Consider the following 16,744-nt stretch of genomic DNA (forward strand, 5'->3'; position numbering starts at 1 on the left):
TTCATTTAAAATAGCGCAAATAATCAGAAAAAGCTTTAATAAAATCTTCAAAATGATTTACTTTTGGTAATCATGCAATCAACAGCAGCAACTAAACTGTTCTGAGGTTAATCTGTATACCAAGCACTATCAAACAACACATCAACATATGGATGGTTCTGCCAACAGCATCTTACAAACCTATGACAAACACGTAGGGCTCAAGTTTCAGTTATACAACAGCCTGTTCACTTCACTTCCCTTTCATAGGGTAGAAAAAACCGGGGTACTGCTGTCTATCTTTCTGTTACACTGTGAAGAAGGCTTTGCCAAAGAACAAAGTCCCACCGAAATTATTAACTCTTTTCTGCAGCAGTATACCCCCTACCGCACTGAGCAAGAGCAGACTGATCTGCTGTTCCGGTTTGTGCAGTATGCCGAGCGGCAAGTGGTATTATTTGATGCACTGGAAGACGCCGCTTTCCGCGACATTCATGACATGGCGGGCATAGGCACCTTGAAACACCTGGATGCCGAAGTGGTACAAACCAGAACGCAGGAACAACTGAAAGAGAAGCTGCAAGATTTTGCGGTGCGTCTGGTGCTTACGGCTCACCCTACCCAGTTCTACCCAAGTGAAGTGTTGGGCATCATCAATGATCTGTCAAAAGCCTTGCTGTCTGACAACACATCGCAGGTGAACGGCTACCTGAGGCAGTTGGGAAAAACGCCCTTCTTCAAGAACGAGAAGCCTACCCCGTATGACGAGGCAGTAAGCTTAATCTGGTACCTGGAGAACGTTTTTTACCAGGCGGCAGGTAAGATCATGACTTATCTCAAAACTCAATTCCCAGATGCGGTGCCCGAGCAACAGCCGCTTATTCGTTTCGGGTTCTGGCCTGGCGGAGACCGTGACGGTAATCCGTTTGTGAACGCGCAGATAACACGAAACGTGGCCGAAGCATTGCGGGGCAGCGTCATTAAGTGTTATTACCGCGATGTACGCACGCTTAAACGTCGTCTCACGTTCAAAGGAGTTTACCATGTACTGGCTGCGTTGGAAGAGAAACTGTACAACAACCTCTTTATACCGGGCCACAAGGCGGACATCACCAAAGAAGACATTCTGGCTCCGCTGCACCAAATCAAGCAAACGCTCATCAACGACCACGGAGGCCTTTTCCTGGATCTATTAGAAAACCTGTTGCGCAAAGTGGAGCTGTTCGGCCTATACTTCGCCTCTCTGGATATCCGGCAAGACAGCTCTGTACATACCGAGGCCTTGGAGTGCATTGCTGAAAAAACGGAGGCTCTGCCAAAGAATTATGCTCAGCTGACGGCGGAAGAGAAAATTGAAGTGTTGCTGAAAACCACTACCACCGTTGATCCTGCTGTGCTTGGCAATGAACTTTTGCAAGACACGCTTGAGTCAATGGTTTCTATGAAATCAATTCAGGACATAAACGGCCCCGACGGTTGTCACCGCTACATCATCAGCCATAGCACCAGTGCCTTAGATATAATGGAGGTGTATGGCTTATTCCTGCTCAGCGGCTGGCAGAAGAATGAGATAAGCGTTGACATTGTGCCGCTGTTTGAAACCATTGATGACCTCAAGAATGCGCGCGATGTGATGGAGGCTCTTTACCGAAACGAGGTATACCGGACACATTTACAGAAAAGAGGTAATATTCAGACCATCATGCTGGGCTTTTCTGACGGCACCAAAGATGGTGGTTACCTCATGGCCAACTGGAGCATCTACAAAGCCAAAGAAGAGCTTACCTATTTGGCCAAGCAGCACGACATTCAGGTTGTCTTTTTTGATGGACGTGGCGGACCGCCTGCACGGGGTGGCGGAAGAACGCACCAGTTTTACGCTTCTATGGGCTCAAACATTGCCAGCAAAGAAATTCAGCTGACCATACAGGGGCAAACTATCAGCTCTAACTTCGGTACCATTGATGCGGCACAGTATAATATGGAGCAGCTCATGCATGCCGGAATTCGGAACGCCTTGTTCACCGCCCGCGAAACCACCCTTACCAAAGATGAGGAGAACCTGATTCAGCTATTGTCTGACGAAAGCTACGGAGCATACAATACCCTTAAAAACCACCCTAATTTTCTGGAGTACCTCAACTACGCCAGCCCTTTGCGCTATTACGCCGAAGCCAACATTGGCAGCCGTCCCTCTAAACGCAAGCCAGGAAAACTAAACCTGAACGACCTGCGGGCAGTGCCTTACGTTGGCTCCTGGAGCCAGTTAAAGCAAAACCTGCCGGGTTACTATGGCGTGGGAACTGCCTTAGAGAAAATGGAAGCCGCAGGGCAGTGGGAGGCTGTTGAAAAGCTGTACCGCCGCTCTCTGTTCTTCAAAACGTTGCTGGACAACTGTGAGATGGCCATGACCAAGTGCTTCTTCCCGCTTACCGCCTTTTTAGCCAAGCACCCTAAATACGGGGAGCTCTGGAACATGATACATGATGAGTTTGAGCGCACAAAACGGTATGTACTCCGCCTAAGTGGTGCCACCCAACTCATGGAAGATAAACCGGTAAACCAGCTCTCCATCCAGATGCGCCAACGCATTGAGTTACCGCTGCTTACCATTCAGCAATACGCCCTCACCAAAATAAGAGAAGTAGAGGAGCAGCAAAGAGAGGATGGCAATAAAAAGACTTTTGAGAAAATGGTGATGCGCTGTTCTTTCGGAATCATCAACGCAGAGCGAAATTCAGCTTAGCACATACCCATAGACTTGAACTCCCGATTTGCGTGACAGCAGATCGGGAGTTTTGTTTTAGGCTTGTTTTTGGAAAAAGAAGCCTAAAACAGTAGGGACAGGTCGCGACTTGTCCGCTGCGGTGACAGCCGAGTTAGCGTCTGCTTTGGAACTTCTCCGCTAGATCCCTCAGAGATACCCGGTAAGAGTATTGAAAATTATTAATCAGAGAAAACTGAAGAACATGTTTATGGTGCCCTATGGCTCGGAGGTTACTTCAGTGACTAAAGGAAACTGCTAAGCAAGTCACGGAAGTAGCTTCCGCGCCATAGATAGAGCCATAGATTAGGAGTTCTTTGCTGTTTGGGAATTGAAATCCCTAACCTAATTATCAAGCGGATTTGCAATCTGATCTTCAGTGAACTGGGATTATAAATCCCAATATTACCTGCTTCCGGATTGCAAATCCGAAAGAGCAAACTCACTTTTGATAGTGTGAAATCAGCTACAAATCAGCTTTACCAAACTATGGAGCAACACCTTTAGTAGGCATTCTCTTTAGCACCAGTTTTGCACGGCTTGGTAGATGATGGAAGCGGCGAGTTTAGCTGTTTGCTGATCTCGGTCTAAAGAGGGGTTTAGCTCCACCACATCAAGTGTCAATACTTTGCCGCTAGCCATTATTTCTTTCAACAGAGAAACCACCACCTGTGGCTGAAGACCGAGAGCGGCGGGGGCACTGACACCAGGGGCATGAGCTACCGAAAAAACATCCAAATCTATGCTGATGTACAGTTCATCTACTTCTCCCAGAAAAGTGTTCACTTTCTCCCGCACTTGCTCAGAGACTCCAAACTGAAGATCATCGGCTAAGACGTAATCTGCCCCTACTTCTTCGGCTGTCTTGAAGAGCTGGCGGGTATTGCTCTGCTCCTGAATGCCCAGGCACAGGTAGCTAAATTTCTCGTCCTGCTCTTGGTACGCAATGGCTATCTGCCGGAAAGGAGTACCGGAACTACTTTGTGGAGAGGTGTTTCTCAAATCAAAATGTGCATCAAAATTGATGATGCCAAGACGCAAAGCATTGCCTAAAACGGGTTGTATGCCTAAATAATGACCATAAGCAGTTTCGTGGCCACCGCCCAGCACAATAGTACGGTATCCGCTAGTGAGAAGGGTTGTCACTTTCTTGCCTAATTGCTCCTGTGCCCGTTCCAGATGCTGGTCGGCACACAGCACGTCACCCGCGTCGTATAGGCTTAGTTCCCGGGGCAAATTCACCGCCATAGACGCCAATGCTTGTCGAATGGCGTCTGGTCCCTGGGCGGCTCCTATCCTACCCTGGTTCCGTCGCACGCCCTCATCACAACAGAAGCCCAGGAAGGCGTAACTGCCATGCCCAATAGGCAGCTCCTTACTCAGGTCCAAAGGTTTCACCACCTGGTGCCAACGCAGTCCTAAATCACCGTCAGCGGCATCTATGCGGCCTTTCCAGACAGTAGAAGAAGTAGGTTTATACATGTCAGAAAGATTTTAAAAGGCTGTTTATTTAGCTAACTTACATACCCTATTCTGCATTTGGCAGAATAACCGACCATACCACAAATTAAGCATGAATCTTTTCTATACGCTTCTGAAACAAGCCAAAGACGAAAATAAACCAGTTACGCTGCGCGAACAAGGTCCCGACGGTTCAAAATTCTACTTCGGTTACCTGTTGGACTACAATGACGATACCATTAGTGTACGTGCTATCACCTCACAGGGCTTGCCAAATGGTATTCTAATTTTAAAATCTTCTGATTTGTTTGGAGTAGACTTTGATGACATATACCTGCGCCGCCTGGAAATCAAAGAAGCGAACTTACGCAAACTGTACGCTGATACCACTGTGCCTGCCATGTTTCATATTGGCAACTGCAGCATAGAAGAAATTCTGGAGCAGGCTAAAAAAGAAGAACAGCTCATTTACCTGTCCTTGTACCAAGATATTGGGCTCTACGGTTTCATAAGAGAACTCACCGATTCCGAATTCCTGATGGAGGTCTACAACACCTCCGGCGAGTACGATGGCATGTCAGTCCATTTAATTGAGAACGTCAAGAACATCAACTGGGACGACGAAGACACCCGCATTGTCAGGATTCTTTGGGAAAAGCAGAAGGCAAACCGGTAGTGTAGGAGTTCAGCTGGCGTTTTAGCCTTACTTTTTAAAAAGCAGGGCTAAAACGCTCATCCTCCTTTTGATTTCTGCTCACATCGATCGTTTCCTGATCCAGGAAATCAGGCATTTCAATCATAGTACTCGCTTCCCTTCTTTCCAGATTATAGTGGGTTTTAGCTTGCCTTGGTGGTAGAGGATTTCTTGGTAAGTTTCAGCCGGGAAAGCAATCATATCTGCCAGTTGCCCTGTAGCTAACGTGCCGCGGTCGGTTAGGCGAAGTGCGTGTGCCGCCCGAAAAGTAATGCCGGCCAGTGTCTCGGCGATAGTTAATTTTTCTGCAGCACCTAGCAGCGCAGCCTGCACCAGTAAATCTCCCATGGGGGCTGAGCCTGGATTCCAATCAGAGGCAATGGCCACACATATTCCACCGTCTAACATCTTCCGGGCGGGGGCATAGTGCATTCCCAACCCCACTGATGCCCCAGGCAATACCACGCCCACTACTCCTGCTTCTGCCATCAATTCGATTTCCGGGACTCCGCTGGCCTCTAAATGATCAGCGCTGCAGGCTTTAACTTCTGCGGCGACTTTGCTGCCTCCGGTACTGAATTGATCAGCATGAACGGTCACAGCAAACCCCATGGCTTGGGCTTTCTGCAAATACGCCAGTGCCTCTGCCTCTGAAAAAGCAGTTTCTTCAATAAAAATATCAATTCGCTGTGCCAGCTGCTGCTCCCGCACTACCGGAAGTAACTCTTGCAGTAAATAATTTAGATACTCATGGGAACTGCCAAACTCAGGAGGGCACATGTGCGCGGCCAAACACGTGGGAATCAAATCCAGCGGCAACTCATTATCTGCCTCCTGAATGACCTGCAGCATTTTCAATTCGTCAGCCACCGTAAGGCCGTAGCCGCTCTTTACTTCGCAGGTGGTCACACCCTCTGAGAGGTGACGAAGAGCTCGTTTTTTCAGCAGCTGAACCAATTCTTCTCGAGTAGCCTGTCTTGTTTTCCGGACGGTGTCTAAGATTCCGCCCCCGCTGCGGGCAATCTCCAGATAGCTTTTACCGGACACCCTTAAGGAGTAGTCTCTGGCTCGTGAACCCGCAAAACAGATATGGGTATGCGCGTCGATCAAGCCTGGCATTAACACCATTGGCTGTTCTATCTCCTGCAAACTGTAACCCTGCCGCTTTGCTTCAGCTAAGAGGGTTTGGTAAGAATCAACTCTCTCAATTTTATCATTTTGCACCAGCACTCCGGCCTCTTCCTGCACCTCCAGTTGTTCATCAGACAAAGTGCCGTGCAATGGCAAGTTAGCCATGCTGAGTACTTGGGTGAAAGGGCCAATAAGTGTTTTTTTCGAGGCGTTGGAGGACATTTAACTATTAACTTATTTAATCACTACAAATTGAGTCCGAATTTCTCGGCGTTTGCTTGGGCTGATTCATAGCCGGCATCGGCGTGGCGGAAAATACCGAGCGCGGGATCGTTGTGGAGCACGCGACGCAGGCATCGCTCGGCTCGGTCAGTACCATCAGCCAATATGACCATGCCGGCGTGCTGCGAATAGCCAATGCCCACGCCACCACCATGGTGGAACGATACCCAGGTAGCGCCGCCACTGGTGTTGGCCATCAGGTTCAGGAGCGGCCAGTCAGATACCGCATCAGAACCATCTAGCATGCCCTCGGTTTCACGGTAGGGTGATGCCACAGAGCCACAGTCCAAATGGTCACGACCAATGACGATAGGGGCTTTTACTTTACCCTGCCGCACCAGTTGGTTAAACAGCAACCCGGCTTTTTCGCGCTCGCCCATACCCAGCCAGCAGATGCGGCACGGCAAGCCTTGAAAAGCCACTTTCTCCTGCGCCTGCTCCAGCCACTGAATCAAGTGCGTGTTTTCAGGGAACAATTCTTTCAGAGCTTCATCGGTTACTCGAATGTCTTCAGGGTCGCCGGAGAGGGCTGCCCAACGAAAAGGACCTTTGCCTTCGCAGAACAGTGGCCGCATGTATTCGGGTACAAAGCCTTGAATCTGGAAAGCATTAGGCTCCCCTCCCTGCTGGGCAAATTCGCGGAGGTTGTTGCCGTAGTCAAAGGTTTTGCTGCCCCGGCGCTGTAGCTCCAGCATGAAACTTACGTGGCGGGCCATGCTTTTCAGAGCTTTCTGGCGGTATTGCTCTGGGTCTTGACTCCGTAGTTGCCTGGCTTCTTCCAGAGAAAGTCCGTTGGGAACGTAGCCGTTTATTGGGTCGTGTGCTGAGGTTTGGTCGGTGAGAATATCTGGCGTTATGTTATCCTGCAGCAGCCTCTCCAGCACATCGCCCACGTCGCCTACTAAACCAACCGACAAAGCCTCTCCCCTCACTTTCGCCTTCAGTACCCACTGCTTCGCCTCCTCATAATCATAGGTCATTCTGTCAAGATAGCGGGTTTCCAGGCGTTTCTTGATGCGTTCGGGGTCTACATCTATTCCCAGAAAAGTAGCACCGGCCATAGTAGCGGCTAAAGGCTGGGCTCCGCCCATGCCACCCAAACCACCTGTCACCAGCAGGCGGTGCCGCAAATCACCGTTGAAGTGGATTCTGCCGCAAGCGGCAAAGGTTTCATACGTGCCTTGCAAAATACCCTGGGTGCCGATGTAAATCCAGGAACCGGCAGTCATTTGGCCGTACATCATAAGCCCACGCTTGCGCAGGTTGTTGAAGTGCTCCCAAGTAGCCCAATGCGGTACCAGATTGCTGTTGGCAATGAGCACGCGCGGTGCCTCAGGGTGGGTGCGCACCTTGCCCACCGGCTTTCCGCTTTGCACCAGCAGGCTTTCATCAGCTTCCAGCGTCAGGAGCAGCTCTACAATTTTTCGGGCGTCTTGCGGGGTGCGGGCGGCCTGCCCAATGCCACCGTACACCACCAGCTTCTCGGGGTCTTCGGCCACCTCGGCGGTAAGGTTGTTCAGGAACATCCGCAACGCAGCTTCGGCTTGCCAGTTTTTGGCATGCAGTTGCGGCCCGCGCGGCGGAATATATACCGGATGGTTGGCATAGGTTTGAATAATCTCCTCCACTGAAAGTGGAGAGGTAGGCTGAACGGCGGGTATGGTTTCCATTTTACAATTAAGAATTGAGAATAAGGAATAAAGAACGGAGAGGGTAAATCATTCTTTTAGCTTCTAGAGTTTCGTCATAAAGGAAAAAATGGTTTTTGTATGAGAAAGGAGAAGAACTACTGTAAGTTAGGAAAACCCATTGCAGAAGCAAAAGCTAATGAGCTGATTTCTGGCTGATTTTCTAAAAAAAGGCCTAAAACAAATCCTTCTAGCCTGCTCCGCTTTACACAGTCTATTAACGGTTTCTTCTCTCTTGGGTAAAACAATTCCTCTGTCTACCTTTAGGGTACAAAAAGAATGTAACATGAGAAGTAATTTCAGTGGTCTGTTTGTTGGCTCTTTCACCGCCTGGATGTTGATAGCGTTAATTGCCGGAGTACTGTATGGCTGCCCCCAATACCGCGTATACCAGCAGCGTATGGAAGGAGAGGCTGAATTGCAGCGCGCCACTGCCAACCGACAAATCAAAACCCTGGAAGCCAAAGCGGAGAAAGAATCTGCCCTTTTCAAAGGCGAGGCCGAAGTGATAAGAGCCACCAAAGCCGCGGAAGCCACTAATATTATTAAATCCAGCCTATCTGAAGAGTACCTGCGCTACCTCTGGATTCAGGGTCTGCACAGCGGCAACAACGATGTTATCTATTTACCTACCGAAGCCGGATTACCCATACTGGAAGCTAACCGTACCAGAAACCGACCTGGCACTACCGTTCCGGTTCCAAGTAAATAGTCTGAAATTTTCAAATAAAGAAGGAGAACCTTTCTACTTGCCCGCACTCTGACAAGTGCGGCATATATAGCGTTTCAGGCGTGTTTTCCGTAAAACACGCTGAAACGCTTTTATGGTATAGTTTGCAGTACTGTACACCCTCGTGCGCGTACTCACGTAAAACTCACCTAGAAAGACTACCTTTGCCTGATTCTATGGAAGAACAGAAAAACAATCCCTTACACGGCAAAACCCTTGAAATGATTCTGGTGCAGCTGGTAGATGAATATGGTTGGGAGGAGCTGGGAAACCGCATCAAAATCAACAGTTTCACCCACAACCCCAGTATCAAGTCCAGCCTCACGTTTTTACGTAAAACTCCTTGGGCACGTGAGAAGGTGGAGCGATTGTATCTGAAAACGTTTAAATAAATAGGGAGAGATCTTAACCCAGAGCATAGCGTAAGAAAAGCGGTGAATTGCCAAGTCAGCTTACTTCCATCCGCTCACTCACCCCATCACAAATTCACTCATTATAACTCTCATGTCAGCAGACGAAAACATACGGCTCAATAAATTCATCAGTGACTCGGGCTTTTGCTCGCGCCGCGAAGCCGACCAGTACATTGAAGAAGGACGCGTAAGTATCAACGGCAAAGACGCCAAGAAAGGCGCTACCGTAAAGCCCGGCGATAAAGTGGCGGTAGACGGAGAACCTATCCGGACAAAAAAACCGTCGGACCGTCCCATCTACATTGCGTTCAACAAGCCCAAAGGCATTACCACCACCACCGATTCTCAGGACAAGAAAAACATCATTGATTTCATTGGTTACCCCAAACGGATTTTCCCTATTGGGCGCCTTGACAACTCTTCAGAAGGGCTGATCTTTCTGACCAACGACGGAGACATTGTCAATAAAATTCTTCGGGCTGACAACAACCATGAAAAGGAGTACGTGGTGATGGTAGACAAACCAGTGACCGATGATTTTGTAAAGCAGATGAGCGGCGGGGTTCGCCTGTTTGAAGGCATTACCAAACCTGCCAAGGTGTACCAGCAAGGTGCCAAAGCGTTCCGTATTGTACTTACACAAGGGTGGAACCGCCAAATAAGACGCATGTGTGAAGCGCTGGGCTATAAAGTGGTTACGCTTAAGCGCGTGCGAATTATGAACGTGAAGCTGGAAGATTTACCGGTTGGCCACTGGCGCTACCTTACCATGGCCGAGATGAAAGAGATTAACGAGTTGCTGTATGGATCTTCCAAAACTGAAGAGGCCTCTGCAGGAGTCCGTGCCGCTAGCAAAGCCGGTAACAAAAGCGCTGAAGACGAGTATGAGCAACTGCTCAGCGAAGAAGAGTTTGGCGTGAAGGTGCATAGAGTAAAACCCACTACAACCGCACCAAGCCGTACTTCTGCTCCGCGTAACCCCAAAGCTCGGACAGAACGAAGCCCTAAAGCCAGTGCGGCAGGCAGTTCCTCCTCTAGCAGACCCGAACGCAAAAGCAAACCTGCTGCAGGCAAGAACCTGAAGAAGAAATCAGAGCACACCTCTAACCGCACAGAGCGGTCACCAAAAGGTAGCTCCACCACCCGCGGCTCAAAACCTGCCGGCGCCAGAGCCTCCAGACCAAGTGCTGATCAAAACGCCAAAAGAGGCACCCGCGGCAGAGGAAGAAAATAATATCATAGATATTTTTTTCTGAATTCAAGACTGAAAAAAGAATTACCTGAACCGCTCCTTTTATTAGAAGTGGCACTATATGACACAAAAATTCCCTAATTTCATTTTTTTGTATCTCACCATGTTTAAGAATAGAATGAAAAGCACCTTATTATTTCCTTTATTGCTATTATTAGCTACAATTTCTATCACCAGCTGTGACAAGTGCGATGGTGAAAACCCCAAGGCCAGAATCATCAACAATGGTACTAAAGAAGCAAGCGTACAGATAAAGACTTCGGGCGGGAACACTGAAAATTTAAACAATGTACCTGTTGGTCAGACTTCTGAGTATAGGAGCTATAATCCTGGCCATATAGTATTTACTGTTACTGTTGATAAAGTAGACTATGTAGAGGAAGTACACATGGACGAATGCCATGACTATAGCATCGCCATTGACAGGAACAATAACATATCCACCTCTACCATTGACCGGAACGATTAGCCTGCAGAACCCATCACCGTGGTTCCCTTTTCTGATTTAGATTGATAATTTTAATTCTAAATCTAAATAGTGCAGTAGAATAGAGAAGCTAAAGAAGCCCTTGTTTGGCACGTCTGTACATGTTGCCAACCGAAATAAGCGACAAAGTATAACATTCATGCCGCAACCCACCTACCAAGAAACCATTCTCCCAGAACTGCGGACCTGGCAGGAGGAAATGCTGCGCGACCCATCCTTACTGAACAAACTCAGTCGGAAGGTGCAAACCAAGCTGAACAGTTACATACCTGAAAAAATACACGCCGCCATTACGGCTACCATTAAGCAAATGATACGGGGTGTGTTGTTTGGGGCGAAGTATATAACGGCCAAACCTGCTCAACATTCCTCTTTAGAACTGACGGAGGCAATTGCGCGCGAGCGGATAGAATTTTACAAGAAAACAGCCGCGGCCGAAGGGGGTATTACCGGAGCCGGAGGCTTTCTACTGGGCTTGGCTGACTTTCCGCTGCTGCTGGGTATTAAACTCAAGATGCTGTTTGATATTGCCTCCCTTTACGGCCACTCCGTGGAAGATTACAGGGAGCGGGTGTACCTACTGCACATCTTCCAGCTGGCCTTTAGCGGGCAGCAGCACCGGCGCGAAGTATACCTGCAAATGGTGGACTGGGAAACGAAGAAAGATTTTTTGCCTGAAGACATACACCAGTTTGACTGGCGCAATTTCCAGCAGGAATACCGTGACTATATTGACCTCGCAAAAATGGCTCAGCTTATTCCGGTAGTGGGTGCGCCTATTGGGGCCGTGGTCAATTACCGTTTGCTAAATAAGCTAGGCATTTACGCCATGAATGCCTACCGCATGCGCTGGCGGGAGCAACAAATGCTTCCTGGCGGTATTCACTCCGCACCAGAAGCGTAAAGGAAGCTTGCTCCTGATTAACGCATTTCTGAACCTTCCTCCTTCTTTGGACAAGATCTGCCTTTAAAAGGCGTAAAGGGCACTTCTGCAACCATTCACCTGTATTACCGTTGCAAAGACATAGGTTCTTCTGAGGCTGTTGCTGCTGAACTACCTGTTTCAAACCTAATCTACACGCTATGAAAAAATATGCTTTATACAGCATGGTAACAGCTACCCTGCTATTTTTTAATTCCTGCGCCACCAATCCGGTAACGGGCAAACGTGAAGTGGCTTTGATGTCTGAAGAGCAGGAAATTGCCATGGGTCAGGAGTCTGACCCTCAAATTGTTGCTCAATTCGGGCTTTACCAGAACCCTACCCTGCAGCGCTTCATCCAGGAGAAAGGACAGGCCATGGCTGCTGTCTCGCACCGCCCTAACCTGAAATATGAATTTAAGATTGTAGACTCACCTGTGCTGAATGCCTTTGCCGTACCCGGCGGTTATGTGTATTTCACGCGCGGCATCATGGCTCACTTCAACAGCGAAGCACAATTTGCCGGCGTACTTGGTCACGAAATTGGGCACATTACCGCCCGCCACACCATTCAGCAGCAAAGCAAAGCTATTTTAACCCAAGGGGTGTTATTAGGTGGTATGATTGCTTTCCCAGAGCTGGGGGGGCAGTTTGGTGAGGCCGCCATGCAGGGAGCCAGCCTTTTGTTTTTGAAGTTCGGGCGTGACGCTGAACGCCAGTCAGATGAGCTGGGGGTGGAGTACTCTACTAAAATTGGCTATGATGCCGCCCACATGGCTGATTTTTTCCAGACCCTACAACGCCAGAGCTCGCAATCCGGAGCCGAAGAAATCCCTAGCTTTTTATCTACCCACCCCTCTCCCGCCGACCGCTATTCAACCGTGCAGCAACTGGCCGCGCAATGGAGACAAAAAGTACCAGGCACTCAATTAGAAGAAGGCCGTAACAGCTATCTCAGAATGATTGACGGCATTATCTACGGAGAAGACCCACGCCAGGGATTTGTAGAAAACCAAGTCTTTTACCACCCAGAGTTAAAGTTCCAGTTCCCTATACCTAACGGTTGGAGGTATCAGAACTCGCCGCAACAGGTACAAATGGCTCCCGCAGACGGTAAAGCACTTATGTTCCTGAGACTTGCCCAAGGAACAAGCTTGCAAGAGGCAGGTCAGCAATTCCTGCAGCAAAACGGACTGCAGGCGGTAGAATCAAAACAGGTAACGGTTAATGGCTTGCCAGCCTTAGCAATTATCGGGCAAATGGCTCCGCAGCAGCAACAACAGACCCAAAAGCAGCAACAGCAGCAAGAACCCATTGGCACGCTCACGTATTTGATACAGTACGGCGGCAACATCTATAACATTACCGGGGTAACCGCCGCCTCTACTTTCAATACCTATGCGCCGTCCTTCCAAAACACCATGCAGAGTTTCAGGCAACTGACAGATCAGGAAAAGATAAACCGCAAGCCAGAGGTGGTTCGAATAAAAACAGTAAACCAGAACGGTACGCTTTCTCAGGTTTTGCAGTCGTTCAACACCCCCACCAACAGGTTAGAAGAACTAGCTATACTAAACGGAATGCAGCTGTCTGAACAAGTACAGAAAGGCACTCTGATAAAAGTTGTAGAAAGATAAAATAGTACCTGCAGTACTAGCTGCATGAGCCCTAAAACGAGAAGGCCAGCTAATTTTTACGGACAGTTCCTGGGCCGGTTCACAACGGTAATTGTGCTGCTGTACCGTGTGGTAACCTATTACCTGTACCTTATTCTGGGATCTATCTTCTTGCCCCGCTGGGTGCTGCGCGTTTTTGGCGAGCACCCTGAGGATGAGGAATAACCGGTGCGTTTTCTGCTTGTTTTCCAAAAAACAGGCTGGAAACAGATTTTTTTTGACTTTGATTCGCTTAAGGCTTTCACCAGTTAAGTAGACCTGCTGCGACTTTTCCCGGAACGGAGTTCCTCCTGATTCATTTTTAGTTCGCAATCACCCTTCGGAAGATTACGGACAGCGCAATAAGTAGGAGTTTGCAGCAATTAATATTTAGCATTGCTTTCAAGAAAAACAGGTCAAAAAGGCAACTGCAGCGTCTTTTTATCTTACCAAGCGGCTCATTGAACACGACTCTCACAGAATTTACCTCCCTTCACATTAAAATTCTTTTACAAAGAACGGTTTTAGGATGGTTGAATCTGCGGTGTTTCGCAGGGGGAAAGCCATTAAACTATACCGGCACTACATTTCCGATTTGGCAAATTCCTTTGGGTAATTTTAGAGCTATATATCCCGAAGTATATTTAATTCCAAACCACAAAAATTGGTAAGTTGTATCTAAAAGGCACGGGCACTCCATTCTGCGATCCTGGCTTCCAACGGGGCATCTTTTTTATTACTCTTATCACTTCAGCATCAATACTTGGCGAGACAGGCTTCACAACTCTTACATCTTCTAACTCCCCCTTGGCTGTAATTATAAATGTAGTTTGTACTGTTTCTTTAAAATAATCTAACTTTTTAACTTCTCTTGGCACTCTGAACTTCTTGGATATAAACTTGAACATTTCTGCCGCACCGCCCGGAAATTCAGGCATCACCTCTTCAGGCTGTTCTACTTTGCTTTTTTCATTTCCCAACTTCTCAAACGTCTTCACCCCTGCCTCAACCCGCACCGGCAGTTTATTCTCTTTTGGAGGAATGGGGCAGGAATAGGCGGGGCTGTAGGCACAGTAAGGGTTGTAGGCTTTGTTGAAATCGATCCAAACGGTGTCGGCGCCCATGGGTATGGTAAAGTCAAGGTAACGGCCGGTAGCATAGGTTTCATGCCCTGTGGTAGCATCTGTGAAGGGGATGAACAGACAGTTCATGTACTTAGGTTGCCTGATCAGCTCCTGGTTCTGGTACACGTTCAGCTTGAGTAGCTGACCCTGCAGAGCAAAGTGCAACTCTCCATATTTCAGGTACTCAGGCAAACGGCCGGTGGTAGTGGCCATCTTGAAAATAGTTTCCTGCGGGGTGTGCACAAACCTAGCCTTCACCCGGTAGGCAGTATCTACCGGAAAGTAATCTAAACCAGCAAAAGAGGCTCTTACCTCTGCCGGCAGCGGTGATTTTTCACCGTATTTGAACAGGCTGTCTTCGCTGGCGCGGTGCCGGGCTATGTCTGCCATGTATTGCGTGTCCAAATTATTTTGACCTTGAGCCAAAACAGGAAGAAGGCAGCAGGTCAGGCCCACCAGCAGTTTCTTTATGTTCATCTTATTAATTATTTCAACTCCACTTCCTCATTTGCCAGAAGCAATAGCAACTACTTAGAAGCAATTTATGCACTTACCGTTTCTTTTACATACTTCAATAGTGATTGGGGAATACCTGTTTCAATAATATTCGTACTCGTATTTTTCTTTTTTAACAAGCTGCTTATTTTTACCATAGGTTGAAATCATGTGCACCAATCCATTGGTGTGGTATTTAAATAAAATTTTCTTCAACCTTCTTCCATCCTTGTCTACAACCTCCTGTTCTGACACTAGCCCCTCTGAGTTATACTGAAAATTAGTGGTGGTCACATTACCCTGATAGGCAGAGGCCTGAACTATTTGCCTCACCTGCTTTCCATTGTCCAAAACGATGCCCCTCTCTATAATGAATCTACCATAATTATCTACTGTCTGATGGACGTATTCATTTGTAGACGGATCATTCGAGCCTATGCTTGTAGATGTTTCAGCTACACCCATACCTTCGCCAGGAACCACAAACAAACTGAGCATTTTATTTACATGAGGATTTTGTACCCTTAAAGTATCTGACATATGCTTGACCAGTCTACTTGGATAGACATAGCTTGCAAATTTTACCCAACCAAGGCTGTCATACCCATACCAAATCTCAGCTACTTTGGAAGAATAATTATCATAGTTTTGGTGTTCCACCAAATAGCTTTGGAGGTAAGAAATTAAATAACCCCGCGCATCGTACTCGAAGCTTTCATGTGTTACGGCTGAAAGATTGTCAAATAAAGAACTCGAATACCTATAAGCCTTATGTTTTACAATTCTGCCAAGGGTATCAACTGTAGTTTCTTTCTCTAAATGGTAAGGCCTCATTTTAATGAGGCCAGGCAGGCTTACATATTTTCGCTGCACTTTTACCCGGTGCTGTTTCAAAAAGTCAGCCTTCAGCCGAACCTGTTCCCACGCAGGGTTAGGCAGTTGCCTTCCAGTTGTAGTATGAAAGGAACTGAGGAGCCAGAAGATGAGTATCAGAATCCTTTTATGCATGCACAAACCACAGAAGTAACACTTGAAATTGATTATCAAGATAAGAAAAACTGTCTACAGCTGGGCATTCTTTTTCTTACAAAAACAAAACGCCCCACCTTGCGGCGGGGCGTTTTTGGCTTATTTTCTAAAAAAGAGCTTAGAAACGCTCGTCAGCGCTAAAGAAGAAGTCTCCTTCAATCTGGGCGTTCTCATCTGAGTCTGAACCGTGCACGGCGTTGGCCTCAACAGACTTGGCATAGATTTTCCGGATGGTTCCTTCCTCGGCCTGGGCTGGGTTGGTGGCGCCAATCAACTTGCGGAAATCTAATACGGCATTGTCTTTCTCCAGAATCATGGCTACAATAGGCCCTGAACTCATGTAGTTAACTAAATCGCCGTAAAACGGACGCTCTTTGTGCACCTCGTAGAATTTACCGGCACGCTCTTCTGAAAGACGGGTCTTTTTCATGGCTACCACTCTAAAGCCAGCTTCTTCCATCATTTTAGTGATACCGCCAATGTGGTTGTCTTTCACGGCATCTGGTTTGATCATGGTGAACGTTACGTTTCCAGCCATTTTTCTTCTTTTTATAGGTATAAGTTTGAACTTGTGCCCGCAAAATTAATACAGTTTGGGCCAAAACCCATTGTCTACGTCAAAAATCCGGAGCGGTATG

16 protein-coding genes are annotated in these 16,744 nt (G+C 47.8%); 10 read left to right on the forward strand and 6 right to left on the reverse strand.

The features are described from left to right. The first annotated feature begins 148 nt into the window (after positions 1–148). A complete protein-coding gene (locus tag A8O23_RS17370) occupies positions 149–2,725 on the forward strand; it encodes a phosphoenolpyruvate carboxylase (RefSeq protein WP_066624005.1) in 2,577 nt (858 codons plus the stop codon). A gap of 537 nt (positions 2,726–3,262) precedes the next feature. Here the strand turns inward: A8O23_RS17370 and hutG are convergent. Continuing rightward, the gene (gene hutG / locus A8O23_RS17375) at positions 3,263–4,225 is read right to left on the reverse strand and encodes a formimidoylglutamase (protein ID WP_066624009.1); all 963 of its coding nucleotides are present in this window, start codon (positions 4,223–4,225) and stop codon (positions 3,263–3,265) included. A gap of 91 nt (positions 4,226–4,316) precedes the next feature. On the opposite strand from hutG, the gene A8O23_RS17380 reads away from it, so the two are divergent. Beyond that, the gene (locus tag A8O23_RS17380) at positions 4,317–4,880 is read left to right on the forward strand and encodes a hypothetical protein (protein WP_066624010.1); all 564 of its coding nucleotides are present in this window, start codon (positions 4,317–4,319) and stop codon (positions 4,878–4,880) included. Positions 4,881–5,000: 120 nt separating this feature from the next. On the opposite strand, the gene hutI is transcribed toward A8O23_RS17380, so the two are convergent. Continuing rightward, the gene (gene hutI / locus A8O23_RS17385; RefSeq protein WP_239693434.1) at positions 5,001–6,194 is read right to left on the reverse strand and encodes an imidazolonepropionase; all 1,194 of its coding nucleotides are present in this window, start codon (positions 6,192–6,194) and stop codon (positions 5,001–5,003) included. Between the two features lie 80 nt (positions 6,195–6,274). Further along, positions 6,275–7,981 carry a urocanate hydratase gene (gene hutU / locus A8O23_RS17390; RefSeq protein WP_066624016.1) on the reverse strand — a complete coding sequence of 569 codons (1,707 nt, stop codon included), beginning with the start codon at positions 7,979–7,981 and terminating at the stop codon, positions 6,275–6,277. Between the two features lie 304 nt (positions 7,982–8,285). Between hutU and A8O23_RS17395 the strand changes: the two genes are divergently transcribed. From A8O23_RS17395 to A8O23_RS17425, 7 genes are all read left to right on the forward strand, one after another. Beyond that, on the forward strand, positions 8,286–8,711 hold the full coding sequence (locus tag A8O23_RS17395) for a hypothetical protein (protein ID WP_066624165.1): 426 nt from the start codon (positions 8,286–8,288) through the stop codon (positions 8,709–8,711). A 194-nt stretch (positions 8,712–8,905) separates the two neighbouring features. Then, on the forward strand, positions 8,906–9,121 hold the full coding sequence (locus A8O23_RS17400) for a VF530 family protein (RefSeq protein ID WP_066624018.1): 216 nt from the start codon (positions 8,906–8,908) through the stop codon (positions 9,119–9,121). A gap of 112 nt (positions 9,122–9,233) precedes the next feature. Continuing rightward, a complete protein-coding gene (gene rluF, locus A8O23_RS17405; RefSeq protein ID WP_066624025.1) occupies positions 9,234–10,376 on the forward strand; it encodes a 23S rRNA pseudouridine(2604) synthase RluF in 1,143 nt (380 codons plus the stop codon). A 136-nt stretch (positions 10,377–10,512) separates the two neighbouring features. Beyond that, a complete protein-coding gene (locus A8O23_RS17410) occupies positions 10,513–10,863 on the forward strand; it encodes a hypothetical protein (protein ID WP_153042263.1) in 351 nt (116 codons plus the stop codon). 157 nt (positions 10,864–11,020) lie between these two features. Next, a complete protein-coding gene (locus A8O23_RS17415; RefSeq protein WP_066624036.1) occupies positions 11,021–11,785 on the forward strand; it encodes an EcsC family protein in 765 nt (254 codons plus the stop codon). A 203-nt stretch (positions 11,786–11,988) separates the two neighbouring features. Then, the gene (locus A8O23_RS17420; protein WP_239693435.1) at positions 11,989–13,440 is read left to right on the forward strand and encodes a M48 family metalloprotease; all 1,452 of its coding nucleotides are present in this window, start codon (positions 11,989–11,991) and stop codon (positions 13,438–13,440) included. Between the two features lie 24 nt (positions 13,441–13,464). Beyond that, complete coding sequence (locus A8O23_RS17425; protein WP_066624040.1) at positions 13,465–13,644, forward strand: hypothetical protein; 180 nt, start codon at positions 13,465–13,467, stop codon at positions 13,642–13,644. 458 nt (positions 13,645–14,102) lie between these two features. On the opposite strand, the gene A8O23_RS17430 is transcribed toward A8O23_RS17425, so the two are convergent. Both A8O23_RS17430 and A8O23_RS17435 read right to left on the reverse strand, forming a co-directional pair. Next, a complete protein-coding gene (locus A8O23_RS17430) occupies positions 14,103–15,059 on the reverse strand; it encodes a DUF1684 domain-containing protein (protein WP_066624042.1) in 957 nt (318 codons plus the stop codon). A gap of 120 nt (positions 15,060–15,179) precedes the next feature. Then, entirely contained in the window at positions 15,180–15,971 is a 792-nt protein-coding gene (locus A8O23_RS17435; RefSeq protein ID WP_066624045.1) for a hypothetical protein, read from the reverse strand. Between the two features lie 63 nt (positions 15,972–16,034). On the opposite strand from A8O23_RS17435, the gene A8O23_RS17440 reads away from it, so the two are divergent. Continuing rightward, on the forward strand, positions 16,035–16,247 hold the full coding sequence (locus A8O23_RS17440; RefSeq protein ID WP_066624048.1) for a hypothetical protein: 213 nt from the start codon (positions 16,035–16,037) through the stop codon (positions 16,245–16,247). On the opposite strand, the gene A8O23_RS17445 is transcribed toward A8O23_RS17440, so the two are convergent. Continuing rightward, positions 16,225–16,644: a nucleoside-diphosphate kinase gene (locus A8O23_RS17445; protein ID WP_066624051.1), complete on the reverse strand. Its 420-nt coding sequence runs from the start codon at positions 16,642–16,644 to the stop codon at positions 16,225–16,227. The two genes, A8O23_RS17440 and A8O23_RS17445, sit on opposite strands and share 23 nt — an antisense overlap. Between the last annotated feature and the right edge of the window lie 100 nt (positions 16,645–16,744).

Source organism: Rufibacter roseus (genome assembly GCF_001647285.1).
GTDB classification, from domain to species: Bacteria; Bacteroidota; Bacteroidia; order Cytophagales; family Hymenobacteraceae; genus Nibribacter; species Nibribacter roseus.